We start from the raw sequence: 19,731 nt of genomic DNA on the forward strand, positions 1-19,731 counted from the left end.
GGGACGCGCCACAGTCGGCGCCGCGAAACGACAGGAATGCCGCGAACTGCCCCAAGGGGGACCGACCATGCCTCTCACGTTCCGCAAGAGCTTCCGCATCCTTCCCGGGGTGCGGCTGAACATCAACCGGCGCTCGTGGTCGATCACCACGGGCGGCCGGCACGGACCGCACCACACCCGCAGCAGCAACGGGCGCCGCACCACGATGGGGGTGCCCCCGCTCGAGCGAAGTCGAGAGTGGGGGAGGATCTGCCGGGTCCCTTCGGCTGGCGGCGCACGACGCGTCGGCGGGAGCGCTGACCGAAGTCGCCGTGCCGCCACGGCGCCGCACCCGAACTCCCCTGTGGGTGCGGTGTGCCGTAGCCCACTACTCGGACGGGTGCGCTCCGTTTCTCTTTATCTCACATCAGATATACGGTCGCGCCATGGCAGACGACTACCTCGTACGCATCGGCAAGCTCATCCGTGACGCCCGGCAACACCGGGGCTGGACACAGTCGCAGCTCGCCGAGGCACTCGGCACAAGTCAGAGCGCCGTCAATCGCATCGAGCGCGGCAACCAAAACATCAGCCTTGAGATGATCGCTCGAATCGGTGAAGCCCTGGACAGCGAAATCGTCTCTCTGGGCTACGCGGGTCCGATGCATCTGCGCGTGGTCGGCGGACGTCGTCTGTCCGGCTCGATCGATGTCAAGACCAGTAAGAACGCGTGTGTCGCGCTGCTGTGCGCGACGCTCCTGAACAAGGGGCGCACGGTGCTGCGCCGGGTGGCCCGGATCGAAGAGGTCTACCGCCTTCTGGAGGTGCTCGGCTCGATCGGCGTCCGCACCCGCTGGATCAACGACGGGGTCGACCTCGAGATCGCGCCCCCGAGTGAGCTGGACATGGAGGCGATCGACGCCGAGGCCGCCCGCCGGACGCGGTCGATCATCATGTTCCTCGGCCCGCTGCTGCACCGTATGGACACCTTCAAGCTGCCGTACGCGGGCGGTTGCGACCTCGGCACCAGGACCATCGAGCCGCACATGATCGCGCTGCGGCGGTTCGGGCTCGACATCGCCGCCACCGAGGGGCTCTACCACGCCCAGGTCGACCGGGCCGTCTCCCCCAGCCGGCCCATCGTGCTGACCGAGCGCGGGGACACCGTCACCGAGAACGCGCTGCTCGCCGCCGCCCGCCACGACGGCACGACCGTCATCCGCAACGCCTCCTCCAACTACATGGTCCAGGACCTGTGCTTCTTCCTGGAGGCACTCGGGGTACGGGTGGAGGGCATCGGCACGACCACGCTCACCGTCCACGGCGTGCCGAACATCGACGTGGACGTGGACTACTCGCCCTCCGAGGACCCGGTCGAGGCGATGAGCCTGCTCGCCGCCGCTGTGGTCACCGAGTCGGAGCTGACCGTGCGCCGGGTGCCGATCGAGTTCCTGGAGATCGAGCTCGCGGTACTGGAGGAGATGGGCCTCGACCACGACCGCACGCCGGAGTACTTCGCCGACAACGGCCGTACGCGGCTGGTGGACCTGACCGTACGGCCCTCCAAGCTCGAGGCGCCGATCGACAAGATCCACCCGATGCCGTTCCCGGGCCTGAACATCGACAACGTGCCGTTCTTCGCGGCCATCGCGGCCTCCGCCCAGGGCAAGACCCTCATCCACGACTGGGTCTACGACAACCGGGCCATCTACCTGACCGACCTCAACCGGCTCGGCGGCCGACTGCAGCTCCTCGACCCGCACCGCGTGCTGGTCGAGGGCCCGACCCGCTGGCGCGCCGCCGAGATGATGTGCCCGCCCGCGCTGCGCCCGGCCGTGGTCGTGCTGCTGGCGATGATGGCGGCCGACGGCACGTCCGTGCTGCGCAATGTGTACGTCATCAACCGCGGCTACGAGGACTTGGCCGAGCGGCTCAACTCGATCGGGGCACAGATCGATACGTTCCGGGACATCTAGGGCGACCGGAAGGTGGTGGGGCTCGCCGGGGGGACGACTTCGCGTCGTCCTCCGGCGAGCCCGCCGTGTGCCGTCCCGTCCCGCCCGTGCGCCGGCTCAGCCCTCCATGAGGGTGATGTCCTGCTGCTGCAGCGCGTGGAACAGCGGCAGCGGCAGACCGCCCAGGGCCGGGCTCAGTTCCATCAGGGTGGCCTCGACATGGGCGGCGCCCGGTGCGAGGGTGTCGGGTGTGCGCTTCTCCGAGTTGGTCCAGCGGTGCTCCGCGCCGTCGCAGACCGCCGCGCTGCCGCCGATGCCGTGGCGGATCCGGGGGTCGCCCTGCGACACCGACGAGGAGACGAGCACCGGCCCCGTGCCGCTCAGACAGCGGTAGGTGCCGGAGAGGGTGACGGTTCCGTCGGCGGCGAGGTGACCGGTCGGGTCGACGGTGACCGTCTCGGACGGGGCCGACAGGGCGCCGACGGACACGGCGACGGCGGACGGGGCGAACAGCAGCAGGAGCACGGCGCCGGTGGCCGCGCCGAAGACCTGGCGCAAGGGCATGAGGTACCTCCTGGAACGTGGGGGGCTCCACAGGTACCGGGCGCACGGGCCCGCGGCGGTGACCCTCACCCCTTTGGTGGCGAGTCCGGTGCACGGCGGGTCCGGTACATGGCGGGTCCGGTCCGTCGGGGGTCGAGTCCGTGCGTCATGGGAACGTTCGAGAGTTGTCCGCGTGTTGTCACGCTTCTCGACCGGCGGTTCCGATGAGTTCGCCGCGGGAGCATGGTCTTACGTATGCGAGGCGGCGACGGCGTCGTCGACACTCATCGCATCCGACGTGGAGGTGCGTCATGTGTTCCCACCAAACTCTGTGCCCGTCCGCGGACTCCAACGCTCCGCACATCGTGTCGGCCCACCCCGAGCAGGGCTGGAGCCTGCTGTGCAACGGCGCGATCGTCTTCGACGACAGCGGTGAACTGCTCCCCGACGGCAGCGTGGTCGCTCCGCACCGGGTGTTCGCCGAACGGCTGGCCGTCGCCGCCTAGTCCCTCCGGGAATTCCGGAAGTTCCGGGGGCGGGGTGCTACGGCAGTACCGCGAAACCGTCGAGTTCGACCAGGGCCTGTTCGTCCCAGAGGCGGGCGGCGCCGACGACGGCCATCGCGGGATAGTCCCGTCCCGCCAACCGCCGCCAGACGCGGCCGAGTTCGGGGGCTCGCGCACGGTAGTCCGCGACATCGGTGGCGTAGACCGTGACCCGCGCGAGGTCGGCCGGGGTGCCGCCCGCGGCCCGCAACGCCGTCAGCAGATTGGTCAGCGCCTTCTCGAATTGCTCCGGGAGGGTCGCGCCGACCACCTTCCCGTCCGTGTCCAGCGCGGTCTGGCCAGCCAGGAAGACCACGCGGGTGCCGGTGGCGACGACGGCGTGCGAGAAGCCGGTGGGCGGGGAGAGCTCGGGCGGGTTGACGCGCTCGGTGCTCACGGAACCTCCAGGCTCTCGACGCTCACGGGGCCTCCACCGACGCGTACAGCTCCTTGGCGATGACCGCCCGCTGGACCTCGCTGGCGCCTTCGTAGATACGGGGCGCGCGGACCTCCCGGTAGAGGTGTTCGAGGAGATGGCCGCGGCGCAGGGCACGGGCGCCGTGCAGTTGGACGGCCGCGTCGACCACGTACTGGGCCGTCTCGGTCGCCAGCAGCTTCGCCATCGCCGCGCGCCGGGGCACGTCCGGGGCCCCTTCGTCGTACGCCGCCGCCGCCGCGTAGACCATCAGGCGGGCCGCCTCCGTACGCAGCGCCATCTCGGCGACCTGGTGCGCCACCGTCTGCAGGTCCTTCAGCCTGCCGCCGAACGCCTCACGCCCGGCCGTGTGCGTGAGCGTCGCCGCGAGGGCCGCCTCCGCCATGCCGACCGCGAAGGCGCCCACGCTCGGGCGGAAGAGGTTGAGGGTGTGCATCGCGACCCGGAAACCGCGGTCGGGCTCGCCGAGCACGTCGTCCGCGGTCACCGGTACGGCGTCGAAGGCGAGGGCGCCGATGGGGTGCGGGGAGAGCATGTCGAGCGGGGTGCCGGTGAGGCCCGGACGGTCGGCGGGCACCAGGAAGGCGGTGACACCCCGGGCTCCGGCGCCCGGGGTGGTCCGCGCGAAGACGGTGTAGAAGTCGGCCTCGGGCGCGTTCGAGATCCAGCACTTCTCCCCACTGAGCCGCCAGCTCCCCCAGCCGTCACGCTCGGCAACGGGCGGCCCCTGCCCCTCGGCGACGGACGGCCCGGGCTCCGCGGGCAAGCCTCCGAGGGCCGCAGGCACGACTCCAGAGGCCGCAGATGAGGCCCCGCGGGCCGCGGGTGCGGCTTCGCCGGGCGTCGGTGCGGAAGTGGGCGCCCGTGAGGCGTCCCGGTCCGCGCGGAGCGCCAGCGCTGCCGCGTCCGAGCCCGCGCCCGGCTCGCTCAGCGCGAACGCGGCCACCGCACTGCCGTCCGCGACCCGGGGCAGCCAGCGCTCGCGCTGCGCCCGGGTGCCGTACGCGTGCACCGGATGCGCACCGAGGCCCTGCAGGGCGAGCGCCGTCTCGGCCTCGGTGCAACCGTGCGCCAAGGACTCCCGCATCAGGCACAGATCGAGCGCGCCCGAGGTGAACAGGCGGGCGAGCAGCCCGAGCCGGCCCAACTCGGCGACAAGGGCACGGTTGACGTGACCCGGCTCGCCCTTCTCCGCCAGCGGGCGCAACCGCTCCTCGGCCAGCGCGCGCAGCTCGGCACACCAGGCGGTCTGTGCCGGATCGAGCGAGAATGCGGTCATTGCCGGTTCCCTCTCCGCCGTCGGACTGCGGGACCCCAGGCTATCGCGAGACGTTGACTGTCGTCACCAACACGATACGCTCCTTGTGCGAGACGCGAGCCCAGAGCACCGAGAGCTGAGCACCGAGAGTCACGAGCCGAGCGCTGCGAGCCCACCACGACAAGGGGGCGAACCTCCATGGACGGCGACACCCTGGAGCCGACGACCTCGGCCCACGTCGACACCTTCGCCCGCGACCACCTCCCGCCCCCCGAGCAGTGGCCCGAACTCCCCTTCGACCTGCCCGAGCTGCACTACCCCGAACGGCTGAACTGCGCCGCCGAACTCCTCGGCGGCAAGCCACCGCAGCGCCCCGCCTTCCGCACGCCGTCCGGCGACCTGTGGACGTACGGGCACCTCCTCGCCCGGGTGGACCGGATCGCCCATGTCCTGACCACCGAACTGGGCGTCGTGCCCGGCAACCGGGTGCTGCTGCGCGGGCCCACCACACCCTGGCTCGCCGCGTGCTGGCTGGCGGTCCTGAAGGCGGGCGGGGTCGCCGTCACGGTGCTCGCCCAGCAGCGCCCGCACGAGCTGACCACCGTGTGCGCCATCGCCCACGTCACCCACGCGCTGTGCGACGTACGGTCGGTCGACGACCTGGCGAAGGCGGAGATCCCGGGGCTGCGGATCACGACGTACGGCGGGGACGCCCCCGACGACCTGCTGCTGCGCATCACGGGCGCCCCGGACGAGCCGTTCACGGCGGTCGACACGGCCGCCGACGACGTCGCGCTGATCGCGTTCACCTCCGGCACCACCGGCCGTCCCAAGGGCTGTGTGCACTTCCACCGCGATGTGCTGGCCATAGCGGACACCTTCTCGAAGCACGTGCTGCGGCCGCACGAGGACGACGTCTTCACCGGCAGTCCCCCGCTGGGCTTCACGTTCGGGCTCGGCGGCCTCGTCGTCTTCCCGATGCGCGCCGGCGCCTGCTCCCTGCTGCTCGAACAGGCGGGCCCCAAGCAGCTGTTGCCCGCGATCACCGAGCACCGCGTCTCGGTGCTGTTCACCGCACCCACCGCCTACCGGGCGATGCTGGCGGAGCTGGACGAGCACGACACGACCTCGCTGCGGCGCTGTGTGTCCGCGGGCGAGAACCTGCCCGCCGCGACCTGGCAGGCCTGGCACCACCGCACTGGACTGCGCATCATCAACGGCATCGGCGCCACCGAGCTGCTGCACATCTTCATCTCCGCGGCCGACGAGCACATCCGCCCCGGGACGACGGGCGTCCCCGTACCGGGCTGGCAGGCGCGGGTGGTCGACGCCGAGGGGACGCCGGTGCCGGACGGCGAGCCCGGACTGCTCGCGGTGCGCGGCCCGGTCGGCTGCCGCTATCTCGCCGACCCACGGCAGCGGGAGTACGTGCGCGGCGGCTGGAACATCACCGGCGACACCTATGTGCGCGACCCCGACGGCTACTTCCGCTATGTCGCCCGCGCCGACGACATGATCGTCTCGGCGGGGTACAACATCGCCGGGCCCGAGGTCGAGGACGCCCTGCTGCGCCACCCGGACGTGGTCGAGACGGCGGTCGTGGGGCGGCCCGACGAGGCACGCGGGCAGGTGGTGGTGGCGTACACGGTCCTCAGAGAGGGGGCACGCAAGGACACCGCGGCGCTGCGCGCCTTCCTCAAGTCCGAGCTGGCGCCGTACAAATGCCCTCGCGAGTTCGTCTTCCTGGACTCGCTGCCGCGCACGGCGACCGGAAAGCTGCAACGCTTCCGGCTGCGCGCGGACGCTCCGCCGGCGAGCGGGGAGAACCCGTCGCCGCCCGCGCCGGAGGGTGAGTTGTCCACCGGCGGCGGTCCCAAGTGATCTTCGCGCACTAGAGTGATCAACGTGTCAGAGCAGCACGCCCCCCGGTCCCTCATCGTCACGTTCTACGGCGCGTACGGCCGTTTCATGCCCGGCCCCGTGCCGGTGGCCGAGTTGATCCGGCTCCTCGCCGCGGTCGGCGTCGACGCACCCTCCGTACGCTCGTCGGTGTCCCGGCTCAAGCGCCGCGGACTGCTCGAACCGGCCCGCACGGCGGCGGGCGGCGCGGGGTACGCGCTGTCGCCGGACGCCCGCCAACTGCTGGAGGACGGCGACCGGCGGGTGTACGCGACGGCGCCCCCCGAGGACGAGGGCTGGGTGCTCGCCGTCTTCTCCGTGCCGGAGTCCGAGCGGCAGAAGCGGCACGTACTGCGCTCGCGCCTCGCCGGTCTCGGCTTCGGGACGGCGGCCCCCGGCGTCTGGCTCGCCCCCGCGCGGCTCTACGAGGAGACCCGGCACACCCTGGCGCGGCTGCGGCTCGACCCTTACGTGGAGCTGTTCCGCGGGGAGCACCTGGGTTTCGCGGCGACGGCGGACGCGGTCGCCCGCTGGTGGGACCTGGCGGCGATCGCCAAGCAGCACGAGGCCTTCCTCGACCAGCACGCGACCGTGCTGCGCGACTGGCGGCGGCGCGCGGACACCCCGCCCGAGGAGGCGTACCGCGACTATCTGCTCGCCCTGGACACCTGGCGCCACCTCCCGTACGCCGACCCGGGGCTGCCCGCCGCGCTGCTGCCCGAGGACTGGCCGGGCGCCCGCTCGGCCGCCGTGTTCCGGGCGCTGCACGAGCGGCTGCGGGACACGGGCGCGAGCTTCACCGAACCCACCGATGTGTGACCTCAGTTACATCATGAGGCGCTAAGGGAACCCTCAGCCCCTTCCGTCCCTCTTCTCATGCTTCTTACCTAGCGTCGTGAGCCGCACGCCAGGACAGGAAGAGGACCGCACGTATGACCACCACGGCAAGGGCTCAGGGAGCCACCGTCTGGCTCACGGGCCTGCCGAGCGCGGGCAAGACGACCATCGCCCGGATACTCGGGACCCGCCTGAAGGCGGAGGGGCACCGGGTGGAGGTCCTCGACGGCGACGAGGTCCGCCGGTTCCTCTCCGCGGGTCTCGGCTTCTCGCGCGAGGACCGCAACACCAACGTGCAGCGCATCGGCCTGGTCGCCGAGGTGCTCGCACGCAACGGCGTCCTCGCCGTGGTGCCCGTCATCGCGCCGTACGCCGACAGCCGCGACGCCGTCCGGGAGCGGCACGAGGCGAGCGGGACGCCGTACATCGAGGTGCATGTCGCCACCCCCGTCGAGGTGTGCAGCGAGCGCGACGTGAAGGGGCTGTACGCCCGGCAGGCCGCGGGCCGGCTCACCGGGCTCACCGGCGTCGACGACCCCTACGAGCCGAGGAACGCGTGTTCTCACTGCGCGACGAGTTCTCCCAGTGGGACCCCCGACGCCAGCGCCCCGAACTGTGGCAGCTCTACAACGGCCGCCACGCCCCGGCGAGCACGTCCGCGTCTTCCCCCTGTCCAACTGGACCGAACTGGACGTCTGGCAGTACATCGCCCGCGAAGGCATCGAACTGCCCGAGATGTACTTCGCGCATCGCCGTGAGGTGTTCCGGCGCGGCGGGATGTGGCTGACCGGCGGCGAGTGGGGCGGGGCTCGCGAGAACGAGGTCGTGGACAAGCGGCTCGTCCGCTACCGGACCGTCGGCGACATGTCCTGCACGGGCGCCGTCGACTCCGACGCGGTGACCCTCGACCAGGTCATCGCAGAGATCGCCGCCTCCCGGCTCACCGAGCGGGGCGCCACCCGCGCCGACGACAAGATGTCCGAGGCCGCGATGGAAGACCGCAAGCGCGAGGGGTACTTCTAGACATGACGACCATCGACACACTGCGCTTCGCGACCGCCGGTTCCGTCGACGACGGCAAGTCCACGCTGGTCGGACGACTGCTGCACGACTCCAAGTCGGTCCTGACGGACCAGCTGGAGGCCGCGGAGCGCGTCTCGGCGAGCCGCGGCCAGGACGCCCCCGACCTCGCCCTCCTCACCGACGGCCTGCGCGCCGAGCGCGAGCAGGGCATCACCATCGACGTCGCCTACCGCTACTTCGCCACGCCCCGGCGCCGGTTCATCCTCGCCGACACCCCCGGGCATGTGCAGTACACCCGCAACATGGTCACCGGCGCCTCCACGGCCGAACTGGCGATCATCCTGGTCGACGCGCGGCACGGGGTGGTCGAGCAGACCCACCGCCACGCCGCCGTCGCCGCACTGCTGCGCGTCCCGCACGTGGTCCTCGCCGTCAACAAGATGGACCTCGTCGGCTACGAGCAGAAGGACTTCGAGCGGATCGTCGAGGGCTTCGCGGGCCACGCCGCCGAGCTGGACCTGCCCGGCTTCACACCGATCCCGGTCTCGGCGCTGTGCGGGGACAACGTGGTGGAGCGTTCGGCGCGCATGGACTGGTACGAGGGTCCGGCGCTCCTGGAGTTCCTGGAGACCGTGCCGGTGGGCTCCGAGCCCACGTCCGCTCCGGCGCGTTTCCCGGTCCAGTACGTGATCCGGCACGGCGAGGTCCGCCGCTACGCGGGGCAGTTGGTGTCCGGAACGCTGCGGGTCGGGGACCGGGTCACCGTCCACCCCTCCGGTGAGACCTCCGAGATCGCCGGCATCGACGTGCTCGGCAGGGACGCCGGCCTCGCGTACGCGCCGCAGTCGATGACCCTGCGCCTGGCCGACCGGCACGATGTCTCACGCGGCGACATGATCACCGCCGGAGCGGACGCGCCCGCGCTCCCGCAGGACGTCCGGGCGGCCGTCTGTCATCTGGCCGATCGGGCGCTCAGGGTCGGCGACCGGGTACTGGTCAAGCACACCACGCGGACCGTGAAGGCGATCGTCAAGGACCTGGGCGGGGCGGGCGAGCTGACCGCGAGTGACCTCGGGCGCATCACCCTGCGCACCGCCGAGCCGCTCGCGCTCGACGACTACGCGGACGTACGCCGCACCGGCGCGTTCCTCCTCGTCGACCCGGCGGACGGCTCGACACTGACGGCGGGCATGGCCGACCTCTCCCGTTAGGACCGCTCTCCCCGCGTCCTCAAGTCCCCAGTGAGAGCCGGGGCTTGGGGGCGTCGATGCGTCCGGTCTGCGGGCGGCGGCTGCCCGCGCGGTAGGGCTTGGGCCAGGCGACGCCCGGACCCTCGTACCCCTGCTCGGCCGCCGCGTGCAGCGTCCAGTGCGGGTCGTAGAGATGCGGCCGGGCGAGTGCGCACAGGTCCGTGCGCCCGGCCAGGAGCAGGGAGTTGACGTCGTCCCAGGAGGAGATCGCGCCGACGGCGATCACGGGGAGGCCGGTCTCGTGGCGGATCCGGTCGGCGAACGGGGTCTGGTACGAGCGGCCGTACTCGGGCTGTTCGTCGGCGACCACCTGCCCGGTCGACACGTCGACCGCGTCGGCGCCGTGCGCCGCGAAGGCCCGGGCGATCGCCACGCCCTCGTCCCCGGTGTTGCCGCCCTCGGCCCAGTCGGTGGCGGAGATGCGGACGGTCATGGGCCGCTCCTCCGGCCACACGGCCCGTACGGCGTCGAAGACCTCCAGCGGGAAGCGCAGTCTGCGTTCCAGCGAGCCGCCGTAGACGTCGGTGCGCCGGTTGGTGAGCGGTGAGAGGAAGCCGGACAGCAGGTAGCCGTGGGCGCAGTGCAGTTCGAGGAGGTCGAAGCCGCAGCGGGCGGCACGCCAGGCGGCTGCCGCGAACTGCTCACGGATGTCCGTGAGTTGGGCGCGGCACAGCTGCCGGGGGGTCTGGCTGCGCGGTCCGTACGGGATCGGGGAGGCGGCCACGAGCGGCCAGTTGCCTTCCTCGAGCGGCTCGTCCATGCCCTCCCACATCAGCTTCGTGGAGCCCTTGCGGCCGGAGTGTCCGAGCTGGACGCCGATCGCGGTGCCGGGTGACTGGGTGTGCACGAAGCGGATGATCCGCCGCCAGGAGTCGGCCTGCCGGTGTGTGTAGAGGCCCGCGCAGCCGGGCGTGATGCGGCCCTCGGCGCTCACGCACACCATCTCGGTCATCACCAGTCCCGCGCCGCCGAGCGCCCGTGCGCCCAGGTGGACGAGGTGGAAGTCGCCGGGGACGCCGTCCACGGCCGAGTACATGTCCATAGGTGAGACCACGACCCGGTTGCGCAGGGTCAGACCGCGCAGCCGGAACGGGGTGAACATCGGCGGTGTGCCGGGCGGGCAGCCGAACTCGCGCTCGACCGCCGCCGTGAAGTGCGCGTCCCGCAGCCGCAGGTTGTCGTGCGTGACGCGGCGGCTGCGCGTGAGGAGGTTGAAGGCGAACTGCCGGGCGGGCTGGTGGAGATACAGCCCCAGGTTCTCGAACCACTCCAGGCTGGCCCGCGCCGCCCGCTGGGTGGACGCGACGACAGGGCGCCGCTCCTCCTCGTACGCGGCGAGTGCCTCGTCGAGGGTGGGCCGCTCCTCCAGGCAGGCGGCCAGCGTGAGTGCGTCCTCGACGGCGAGCTTGGTGCCGGAGCCGATGGAGAAGTGCGCGGTGTGCGCGGCGTCGCCGAGGAGGACCAGATTGCCGTGGGACCAGCGGTCGTTGACCACCGTGCGGAAGGTGGTCCACGTCGACTTGTTGGACCGCAGCTGCCGCCCGCCGAGCGCGTCCGTGAAGATCTTGCCGCAGAGCTCGACGGACCCCTGTTCGTCGAGGTCCGCGAAACCGGCGGCCCGCCACACCTCTTCGCGCATCTCGACGATGACGGTGGAGGCATCGGCCGCGTAGGGATAGCCGTGCAGCTGCATAACGCCGTGCTCGGTCTCGGCGATCTCGAAGCGGAAGGAGTCGAAGGCGAAGTCGGCGGCGAGCCAGATGTAACGGCACTGGTGCTCCTCGACCGACGGTCCGAAGACCTCCGCGTACGCCGCCCGGGTCGGGCTGTGCACCCCGTCGGCGGCGACGACCAGGTCGTACGCCGTCATCAGCTCGGCGACCGGCGGGGCCTCGGCCCGGAAGCGCAGCTCGACGCCGAGCGAGCGGCAGCGCTCGTGCAGGATCTCCAGGAGTCGGCGCCGGCCGAGCGCCGCGAAGCCATGGCCTCCGGAGGTGTTGCGCACGCCCCGGTGCACGATGTCGATGTCGTCCCAGCGCACGAACTCGTCCTGGAGCGCCGCGTACACGACCGGGTCGGCGTGCTCGATCCCGCCGAGCGTCTCGTCGGAGAGCACGACACCGAAGCCGAAGGTGTCGTCGGGGGCGTTGCGCTCCCAGACGGTGACCTCGCGGCCGGGGTCGAGACGTTTGAGGAGCGCGGCGGCGTACAGCCCGCCGGGACCGCCGCCGATGACGGCGACACGCACAGACGCGCCCGTCCGCGTCGCCACGGTTATCGCCCCCGCCACTTCGGCGCGCGCTTCTCCGTGAACGCCGCATGGAACTCGGCGTAGTCCTCGCCGGTCATCAAAAGGGCCTGGGTCGAGGCGTCGAGCTCGACGGAGGCGGCGAGGGGCATGTCCAGTTCGGCGGTGAGCAGGGCCTTGGTCTGGGCGTACGCGAGAGCCGGGCCCTCGGCCAGGCGGCGGGCCAGCCGCTGGGCGGCCTCGTCCGCACCGCCCTCGTCGGCCAGCTCGCTGATCAGGCCGATCCGCTCGGCCTCGGGTGCGCGCACCGGTTCGCCGAGCATCAGCAGGCGGGTCGCGTGACCGAGCCCGACGACCCGGGGCAGCAGATAGGCGGCGCCCATGTCGCCGCCGGACAGTCCGACGCGGGTGAAGAGGAAGGCGAACCGGGCGCTCGGGTCGGCCACCCGGAAGTCGGCGGCCAGGGCGAGGACGGCTCCGGCACCCGCCGCGACCCCGTGCACCGCCGCGATCACCGGGAACGGGCACTCCCGTACGGCCCGCACGACCTGCCCGGTCATCCGGTTGAAGTCGAGGAGCTGGGCGGTGTCCATGGACAGGGTCGCGCCGATGATCTCGTCGACGTCGCCGCCGGAGCAGAAGCCGCGCCCCTCCCCCGCCAGCACCAGCGCCCGCACCGACCGCTCACGGGAGAGCTCGGCGAGCAGATCGCGCAGGTCCGCGTAGGCGCCGAAGGTGAGGGCGTTGAGTTTCTCGGGGCGGGCCAGGGTGACCGTGGCGACCCCGTCGGCGACCGCGCACCTCAGGTGCTGCCAGTCGGAGGTACGGGCGGCGGAGCCGGTGAAGGGACTCATGACGGGCGGCCTCCTCGGACGGGGGCGGCGGTCCGCGCCCCAGGGCGCCGGACAGCGGTCGTCGTTACTCCACGAAGTTATCACCAGTCTGTGACTGTCGTCACGACCACGCAATAACCCGACCGTGGAGTGACCGTTTCCCGTCACCGAGTCACGGGTTCTCGATAGCCCCGTAACGGCGGGAGCACCTCGCGGGAGACCGGGTGTCGAGCTGGGTACGGGGCCTCATGCCGAGCCGAACGTCCTGGGAGGGCGCCCACCGAATGTCCTGGAAAGCGCCCGCCCGACGCCTCCGTCCGGCCGCGCCGTACCATTCCTCACGTTGAAAGCAGGACAGCCTGCTCCATGAACGGACCCGCCTTGCACGACACCCCCGCCCCCGCCTCCTGGCGCATCGCGCTGCCGCACACCGCCGCGGCCGTGCCGGTCGCCCGCGCCCTGGTCCGCACCGCGCTGGCCGAGCTGAAGCACGCGGCCGACAGCGACACCGCGGAACTGCTCACCGCGGAGCTGGTCGCCAACGCCGTGGAGCACACCGCGGGGGACGGTCCCATAGAGCTGGTCGTGGAGCTCATGCCGACCGGCTGTCAGGTCGAGGTGCACGACCCGGACCCGGAGCCGCCCGTCAACCTCACGGTCCCGGAACCGCCCGGTGAGCCCGACCCCTGGCAGGAGCACGGGCGCGGCCTCCTCCTGATCCGCACCCTCAGCTCCTCCTGCGGCCACCGCCCCACCGGCTCCGGCAAGGCGGTCTGGTTCAGACTGCCTGTGGTGCCCGCTCAGCGGCGTCCGGCGTGACCCCGGCGCCGGGAACGGCTCCGGGAACGGCCGCGGCCGCGGCCAGCCGGGAGTTGCGGCGCCCGTAGAGCACGTACACGAGGAAGCCGGCCGCCAGGAAGCACACGAACTGGATCCAGGTCGTCCAGCCCGTCTCGTACATCAGGTACAGACAGAAGCCGATGCCGAGCAGCGGCACCACGGGGTAGAGCGGCACCCGGAACGTCCTGGCGAGACCCGGTTGGCGGCGCCGCAGCGCGATCACCGCGACGTTCACGGCGGCCATGGTGGCGAGCGTGCCGATCGTCGTCAGGTTGACGACGGCGTCGAGCGGGGCGAAGGCCGCCGGGACGGCGAAGACGATGGCGACGATCAGGGTCCCCGCGACCGGTGTCGAGGTCTTCGGCGAGATCTTCTCGAAGACCCGCGGCACGAGCCCGTCGCGGGACATGGACATGAGGATGCGGGTCTGTCCGTACATCACCGCGAGCACGACGGAGGCGATGGCGACGACCGCTCCGAACGCGACGACCCCGGCGCCGACCGTGGAGCCGGTGACCACGTTGACGACGTACGACAGCGCGGCGGGCCGCCCGGCGACCGCGTCGCCGCCGACGGCGCCGATCGCCGCGAGGGCCACCGCGCAGTACAGCAGGGTGACCAGACCGATGCAGACCAGGATGGCGATCGGGATGTTGCGGCGGGGGTCCTTGGCCTCCTCGCCGGCCGTGGTGATCGCGTCGAAGCCGATGTACGAGAAGAAGGCCGCCGTGGTGCCCGCGCCGATACCGCCAAGGCCGGCCGGGGAGAACGGCGTGAGGTTGCCGTGCTTGAAGGCGCTGAACCCGATCGCGCAGAAGGCGACGAGCACGACCAGCTTCAGCACGGCCATGGCCGCGGTCGCCCGGGCGCTCTCGCGCACTCCGCGGATCAGCAGGACCGAGGCCAGCGCGATCACGATGACCGCGGGAAGGTTGACGATCCCGCCGTCGGACGGGCCGGCCGAGAGCGCGGCGGGCAGCTGCACGCCCGTGAGGCTGTGCAGCAGCTCGTTGACGTACTGGCTCCAGCCGACCGCCACGGCCGACACGGAGACGCCGTACTCCAGGAGCAGACACCAGCCGACGAGGAAGGCCGTGCCCTCGCCCAGTCCCGCGTAGGCGAAGGAGTACGAGGATCCGGAGACCGGGATCGCGCCGCCGAGCTCGGCGAAGGAGAACGCGGTGAAGACGCAGGTGATCGCCGCGAGGATGAACGACACGACCACGGCGGGTCCGGCCTGGGCGACCGAGTCGGAGAGTCCGACGAAGATTCCGGTGCCGACGATCGCGCCGACGCCGAAGCAGATGAGCTGGAAGAGACCCATGGTCCGCTTGAGGCCATGGCCTTCGCGGTCGGCGCCTGATTCGGCCATCAGCAGCTGGGGGGACTTGATGCGTGGAGCGGACATGCGGGTGGTGCTCATTTCCGGTGGTGCGGGGTGCGACGGGGTCGGTCGCACGGCGGTCGCGGAAGGGGTGGCTCCGGACCGCCGGTCAGGATAAGGCCTGCGGGGACCTCCGTCAGGCCAGGACCTCGGGGATTCCCGCTCGGCCCAGGGTGGCGACCATGATCGCCTTGATGGTGTGCAGCCGGTTCTCGGCCTCGTCGAAGACGACCGAGTGCGCCGACTCGAACACCTCGTCGGTGACCTCCAGCGAGTCGAGGCCGTGGGTCTCGTGGATCTCGCGGCCGACCTTGGTGCCCAGGTCGTGGAAGGCCGGCAGGCAGTGCAGGAACTTCGTGTCCGGGTTGCCGGTGGCGCGCAGCACGTCCATGGTCACGGCGTACGGGGACAGCGCGGCGATGCGCTCGTCCCACACCTCCTTGGGCTCGCCCATCGAGACCCAGACGTCGGTGGCGACGAAGTCGGCGCCGCGGACGCCCTCGCCGAGGTGCTCGGTGAGGGTGACGCGCCCGCCGTTGCTCTCGGCGAGCTTGCGGGCCTCGGCGACGATCTCCTCGGCGGGCCAGTAGGCCTCCGGGGCGACGATCCGGACGTCCATGCCGAGGAGCGCACCGGTGATCAGGTAGGAGTTGCCCATGTTGAAACGGGCGTCACCCAGGTAGGCGAAGGCGATCTCGCCGAGCGGCTTGTCGCAGTGCTCGGTCATGGTGAGCACGTCGGCGAGCATCTGGGTGGGGTGCCAGTCGTCGGTCAGACCGTTGTAGACGGGCACTCCGGCGTACGCGGCCAGCTCCTCGACGGAGGCCTGGCTGTCACCCCGGTACTCGATCGCGTCGAACATCCGGCCGAGCACACGCGCGGTGTCCTTCACGGACTCCTTGTGACCTATCTGCGAACCGGACGGGTCCAGATACGTCGTCGACGCGCCCTGGTCCGCGGCGGCCACCTCGAACGCGCAGCGCGTACGGGTCGAGGTCTTCTCGAAGATCAGCGCGATGTTCCTGCCCCGCAGGTACTGCGTCTCGGCCCCGGCCTTCTTGGCCGCCTTGAGCTCGGCGGCCAGCTCGATCAGACCGCGAAACTCCTCCTCGGTGAAGTCCAGCTCCTTGAGGAAGTGGCGTCCGGCGAGGGCGGTCGGGACTGTCGCCATGGGGGCGCTCCAGAGATACGGGGACGGGGGCGAACAAGGGAACGAATGCAAGTCTATACGATCGTCGACATTTCTATACGTGACTTCCTGGGCGGCCTTGCGATCGGCGCCCCTTCAGGGGCGCGGGGAACTGCGCGCCCAGCCACACTCCACCCGCACCCCGCATCAAACCCCCACCCCATCCCTCTCCACCGGACAGCTCATACACCGAGGCCCTCCCCGCCCCCGACCCAGCTCACTCCCCGGAATCTCGATCACCTCAATACCCTGCTTCCGCAGATGCGTATTGGTGGTCACATTCCGCTCATAGGCGACGACCACCCCGGGCTCCACCGCGAGGACGTTGCACCCGTCGTCCCACTGCTCCCGCTCCGCCGCGTGCACATCCTGCGTCGCGGTCAGCACCCGGATCTCGCTCAACCCCAGCGCCGCCGCGATCGCCCGGTGCATGTGCTCCGGCGGATGGTCGGTGACCTTCAGCTCCTTGTCCCCCGAGCCCGGTTCGATGGTGTACGAGCGGAGCATGCCGAGCCCCGCGTACTGGGTGAAGGTGTCGCCGTCGACCATCGTCATCACGGTGTCGAGGTGCATGAGGGCCCGCCGCTTGGGCATGTCGAGCGCCACGATCGTACGGGCCGACCCGGCGGCGAACAGCTTGTGCGCGAGCATCTCGACGGCCTGCGGGGTCGTCCGCTCGCTCATGCCGATGAGCACCGCGCCGTTGCCGATGACGAGCACGTCACCACCCTCGATCGTGGACGGGTAGTCCGCCTGCCCCTGCGACCAGAGATTGAAGTGCTCGTCACGGAAGAGCGGATGGTGGCGGTAGATCGCCTCGAAGTGCACGGTCTCCCGCTGCCGCGCGGGCCAGCGCATGGCGTTGATGGAGACCCCGTCGTAGATCCAGGCGGAGGTGTCCCGAGTGAAGAGGTGATTGGGGAGCGGGCCGAGGAGGAAGTCGTCGAGGTCCATGACATGGAAGCGCACGGAGGTCGGCTCCATGTGCGCGTCCAGGAACTCCCGTTTGGTCATCCCGCCGACCAGCGCGGCCGCCAGTTCCGGGGCGGGCAGGTTCTCGAAGGCCGCCCGGAGGTGGTCGGTGGCGAGCGGCCCGTACTCCTTCTCGTCGAAGACCCGGTCCAGGACGAGCGATCTGGCCACCGGGATCTCCAGGGCCTCGGTGAGCAGGTCGCCGAAGAGATGGACAGTGACCCCGCGGTCGCGCAACACGTCCGCGAACCCGTCGTGCTCCGCCCGGGCCCGGCGCACCCACAGCACGTCGTCGAAGAGCAGGGCGTCCTTGTTGCTGGGGGTGAGCCTCTTGAGCTCGAGGTCGGGTCTGTGCAGGATGACGCGGCGCAGCCGCCCGGCCTCGGAGTCGACGTGGAATCCCATGCCTCCATCCTGACCATCCGGACGCCTGTTCACCCGTGGATCGACGGGAGACGGGCGAGTTGATTTCGTCCCCTTGACGATAAGGGCGCCCCTTCGTTATCGTCACTGCGACGACAAAAGCGCATCACAGCGGGCCGCCGGGATCGCCCGGCGGCGAGGGGGTACCCATGGCCGACATCACCCGGCGTCTCGGCTGGCGCCATCTGCGCGGGGCGCCGACCGCCCATGTCCGGCACCACCGGTCGGGCCGACTGGCGCACGACGGCCCCGGACTCAGTTTCTGGTACCGCTCCCTGACCGCCACGCTCTCCGAAGTCCCGGTCGACGACCGCGAGTTGGCGATGACCTTCCACGCCCGCACGTCCGACTTCCAGGACGTCGCGGTGCAGGCGACCGTCACCTACCGGATCGTCGATCCCGGGGTCGCGGCCACGCGGCTCGACTTCTCCATCGACCCCGACACCGGCTCCTGGCGCGGCGCGCCCCTCGAACAGCTGGGCTCGCTGCTGACCGAGACGGCCCAGCAGCACGCACTGGACGTACTGGCGCGCACGACGCTGGCGGCGGCCCTGGTGGACGGCGTCGCGTCGGTACGCGAGCGGATCGCCGGCGGGCTCGCCGCCGAACCCCGGCTGCCCGCGACGGGGATCGAGGTGGTGGCCGTACGGGTCGTCGCGCTGCGCCCGGAACCCGAGGTGGAGCGGGCGCTGCGCACCCCCGCCCGCGAGCTGATCCAGCAGGAGGCGGACAAGGCGACGTACGAACGCCGGGCCGTCGCCGTCGAGCGGGAGCGCGCGATCGCCGAGAACGAGCTCGCCAGCCAGATCGAACTCGCCCGGCGCGAGGAGCAGTTGGTCGACCAGCGCGGTACCAACGCGCGGCGTGAGGCGGAGGAGCACGCGGCGGCGGACGCGGTGCGGGCCGGGGCGGAGGCGGCGCGGACCGTGCGGCTCGCGGAGGCGGAGGGCAGCCGGGTGGTACAGCTCGCCAAGGCCGAGGCCACGGCCGCGCGCGAGGTCGGCGAGGCGCGGGCCGCGGCGCAGGCCGCCTGGCTGCGGGTCCACGGAGACGTGGACGTCGCCACGCTGCACGCCCTGACGGGCACACGACTCGCGGAGAACCTGCCGCGCATCGACAGTGTCACGGTGTCGCCGGACGTCCTGACGGGCCTGCTCGCACGGCTGGGCCACGGGGCCGCCGGGGGGCCGGAGCAGTGAGTCTCGCGCCCCGGGTCGTCCTCGTCCATCGCACCACGGAGTACGAGGAGTTGGTGGCCCGGCACGGGACGCACGGGCAGGCGGCGTTCTTCCTGTCCTCCCGGGGGCGGGACATCGCGGAGGTGGCCGAGCGGCACCGGCGGGCGCGGGAGGCGCTGGCGGAGGTGGTCTCGGCGGTGCCGCTGACCTGGCGTCAGGCGCGCGTCGAGCGGGGCGACCTCGACCGCTTCCTGTTCGCTCCGGAGGATGTGGTGGTCGTGGTCGGGCAGGACGGGCTGGTGGCGAACGTGGCCAAGTACCTGACCGGACAGCCGGTGGTGGGGATCGACACCGACCCCGGACGGAACCCGGGGGTGCTCGTGCGGCATCGGCCGCGCGACGCGGGCGCGCTGCTCGCCTCGGCGCGCGGGGGCCGGGTCGACGAACTGACCATGGTCGAGGCGGTCGCGGACGACACGCAGCGGCTCCTCGCACTCAACGAGATCTATCTCGGAACCGCGAGCCATCAGACGGCCCGCTATCGGCTGGGGCTCGACGAGTACGGGGGTGCCGTCGAGCCCCAGGCCTCCTCCGGGGTCCTGGTGGGTACCGGGACGGGCGCCAGCGGGTGGCTCCGCTCGGTGTGGCAGGAGCGGGGCGGTGAGCTGCCGCTGCCCGGGCCCGCGGAGGAACGCCTTCTCTGGTTCGTCCGCGAGGCCTGGCCGTCACCGGCCACCGGCACGTCCCTCGTCGCCGGCTCCCTCACCGCCTCCGCCCACCTCTCCCTCACCGTCGAGTCCGACCGCCTCATCGCGTTCGGCGACGGCATGGAGAGCGACGCGGTGGAGCTGGTGTGGGGGCAGACGGTACGGGTGGGGGTGGCGGGGGTGAGGCTGCGCCTGGTGAGCTGAATCCCTTAGGGGCGCGGGGCGAAGCCCG

The 19,731-nt window shown here is 71.6% G+C and carries 16 protein-coding genes and 3 pseudogenes; 11 read left to right on the forward strand and 8 right to left on the reverse strand.

The features are described from left to right. Positions 1-67: 67 nt before the first annotated feature. Both ACZ7M3_RS44650 and ACZ7M3_RS44655 read left to right on the forward strand, forming a co-directional pair. Positions 68-300 (forward strand): annotated as a pseudogene (locus ACZ7M3_RS44650) (DUF4236 domain-containing protein). A gap of 125 nt (positions 301-425) precedes the next feature. Next, a complete protein-coding gene (locus ACZ7M3_RS44655) occupies positions 426-1,955 on the forward strand; it encodes a helix-turn-helix domain-containing protein (protein ID WP_472071533.1) in 1,530 nt (509 codons plus the stop codon). Positions 1,956-2,051: 96 nt separating this feature from the next. On the opposite strand, the gene ACZ7M3_RS44660 is transcribed toward ACZ7M3_RS44655, so the two are convergent. Continuing rightward, complete coding sequence (locus ACZ7M3_RS44660; protein ID WP_472071535.1) at positions 2,052-2,498, reverse strand: DUF6299 family protein; 447 nt, start codon at positions 2,496-2,498, stop codon at positions 2,052-2,054. A 290-nt stretch (positions 2,499-2,788) separates the two neighbouring features. Between ACZ7M3_RS44660 and ACZ7M3_RS44665 the strand changes: the two genes are divergently transcribed. Next, entirely contained in the window at positions 2,789-2,983 is a 195-nt protein-coding gene (locus ACZ7M3_RS44665; protein WP_095852133.1) for a DUF5999 family protein, read from the forward strand. 37 nt (positions 2,984-3,020) lie between these two features. On the opposite strand, the gene ACZ7M3_RS44670 is transcribed toward ACZ7M3_RS44665, so the two are convergent. Next, entirely contained in the window at positions 3,021-3,419 is a 399-nt protein-coding gene (locus tag ACZ7M3_RS44670; protein ID WP_054234033.1) for a RidA family protein, read from the reverse strand. A gap of 22 nt (positions 3,420-3,441) precedes the next feature. Beyond that, positions 3,442-4,737 carry an acyl-CoA dehydrogenase family protein gene (locus ACZ7M3_RS44675; RefSeq protein WP_472071538.1) on the reverse strand — a complete coding sequence of 432 codons (1,296 nt, stop codon included), beginning with the start codon at positions 4,735-4,737 and terminating at the stop codon, positions 3,442-3,444. Between the two features lie 177 nt (positions 4,738-4,914). Between ACZ7M3_RS44675 and ACZ7M3_RS44680 the strand changes: the two genes are divergently transcribed. The 5 genes and pseudogenes from ACZ7M3_RS44680 to ACZ7M3_RS44700 all read left to right on the forward strand — a co-directional run bounded on the left by ACZ7M3_RS44680 (position 4,915) and on the right by ACZ7M3_RS44700 (position 9,686). After that, positions 4,915-6,597, forward strand: a complete 1,683-nt coding sequence (locus ACZ7M3_RS44680; RefSeq protein ID WP_472071540.1) for an AMP-binding protein — start codon at positions 4,915-4,917, stop codon at positions 6,595-6,597. Positions 6,598-6,612: 15 nt separating this feature from the next. Beyond that, positions 6,613-7,434, forward strand: coding sequence for a PaaX family transcriptional regulator (locus ACZ7M3_RS44685; protein ID WP_217566164.1), 822 nt, complete (start codon positions 6,613-6,615; stop codon positions 7,432-7,434). Positions 7,435-7,547: 113 nt separating this feature from the next. Further along, positions 7,548-8,060: pseudogene (gene cysC / locus ACZ7M3_RS44690) on the forward strand (adenylyl-sulfate kinase); the annotation flags it as partial. After that, positions 7,994-8,475 (forward strand): annotated as a pseudogene (gene cysD / locus ACZ7M3_RS44695) (sulfate adenylyltransferase subunit CysD); the annotation flags it as partial. The pseudogenes cysC and cysD, both read left to right, overlap by 67 nt. 2 nt (positions 8,476-8,477) lie before the next feature. Then, positions 8,478-9,686, forward strand: coding sequence for a sulfate adenylyltransferase subunit 1 (locus ACZ7M3_RS44700; protein ID WP_472071542.1), 1,209 nt, complete (start codon positions 8,478-8,480; stop codon positions 9,684-9,686). A gap of 19 nt (positions 9,687-9,705) precedes the next feature. On the opposite strand, the gene ACZ7M3_RS44705 is transcribed toward ACZ7M3_RS44700, so the two are convergent. After that, positions 9,706-12,015 carry a bifunctional salicylyl-CoA 5-hydroxylase/oxidoreductase gene (locus ACZ7M3_RS44705; protein ID WP_472071544.1) on the reverse strand — a complete coding sequence of 770 codons (2,310 nt, stop codon included), beginning with the start codon at positions 12,013-12,015 and terminating at the stop codon, positions 9,706-9,708. Beyond that, entirely contained in the window at positions 12,000-12,827 is an 828-nt protein-coding gene (locus ACZ7M3_RS44710; RefSeq protein ID WP_351705324.1) for an enoyl-CoA hydratase family protein, read from the reverse strand. The genes ACZ7M3_RS44705 and ACZ7M3_RS44710 overlap by 16 nt, the downstream gene beginning before the upstream one ends. Positions 12,828-13,172: 345 nt before the next feature. Here ACZ7M3_RS44710 and ACZ7M3_RS44715 point away from each other — a divergent pair, with 345 nt between their 5' ends. After that, a complete protein-coding gene (locus tag ACZ7M3_RS44715; RefSeq protein WP_388516769.1) occupies positions 13,173-13,625 on the forward strand; it encodes an ATP-binding protein in 453 nt (150 codons plus the stop codon). Here ACZ7M3_RS44715 and ACZ7M3_RS44720 read toward each other — a convergent pair. From ACZ7M3_RS44720 to ACZ7M3_RS44730, 3 genes are all read right to left on the reverse strand, one after another. Next, positions 13,585-15,054, reverse strand: coding sequence for an amino acid permease (locus ACZ7M3_RS44720; protein WP_472071547.1), 1,470 nt, complete (start codon positions 15,052-15,054; stop codon positions 13,585-13,587). The genes ACZ7M3_RS44715 and ACZ7M3_RS44720 overlap by 41 nt on opposite strands. Positions 15,055-15,166: 112 nt before the next feature. Then, positions 15,167-16,201 carry an ornithine carbamoyltransferase gene (argF, locus tag ACZ7M3_RS44725; RefSeq protein WP_472071549.1) on the reverse strand — a complete coding sequence of 345 codons (1,035 nt, stop codon included), beginning with the start codon at positions 16,199-16,201 and terminating at the stop codon, positions 15,167-15,169. 165 nt (positions 16,202-16,366) lie between these two features. Then, positions 16,367-17,596 (reverse strand): arginine deiminase, encoded by a 1,230-nt coding sequence (locus ACZ7M3_RS44730; RefSeq protein ID WP_472071551.1) that lies wholly within the window; start codon positions 17,594-17,596, stop codon positions 16,367-16,369. Between the two features lie 167 nt (positions 17,597-17,763). Here ACZ7M3_RS44730 and ACZ7M3_RS44735 point away from each other — a divergent pair, with 167 nt between their 5' ends. Both ACZ7M3_RS44735 and ACZ7M3_RS44740 read left to right on the forward strand, forming a co-directional pair. Beyond that, positions 17,764-18,813: an SPFH domain-containing protein gene (locus ACZ7M3_RS44735; protein WP_452969878.1), complete on the forward strand. Its 1,050-nt coding sequence runs from the start codon at positions 17,764-17,766 to the stop codon at positions 18,811-18,813. Further along, the gene (locus ACZ7M3_RS44740) at positions 18,810-19,703 is read left to right on the forward strand and encodes a hypothetical protein (protein WP_452969876.1); all 894 of its coding nucleotides are present in this window, start codon (positions 18,810-18,812) and stop codon (positions 19,701-19,703) included. The genes ACZ7M3_RS44735 and ACZ7M3_RS44740 overlap by 4 nt, the downstream gene beginning before the upstream one ends. The last annotated feature ends 28 nt before the right edge of the window (positions 19,704-19,731 follow it).

The sequence above is a fragment of the Streptomyces sp. NPDC111656 genome, from assembly GCF_055656965.1.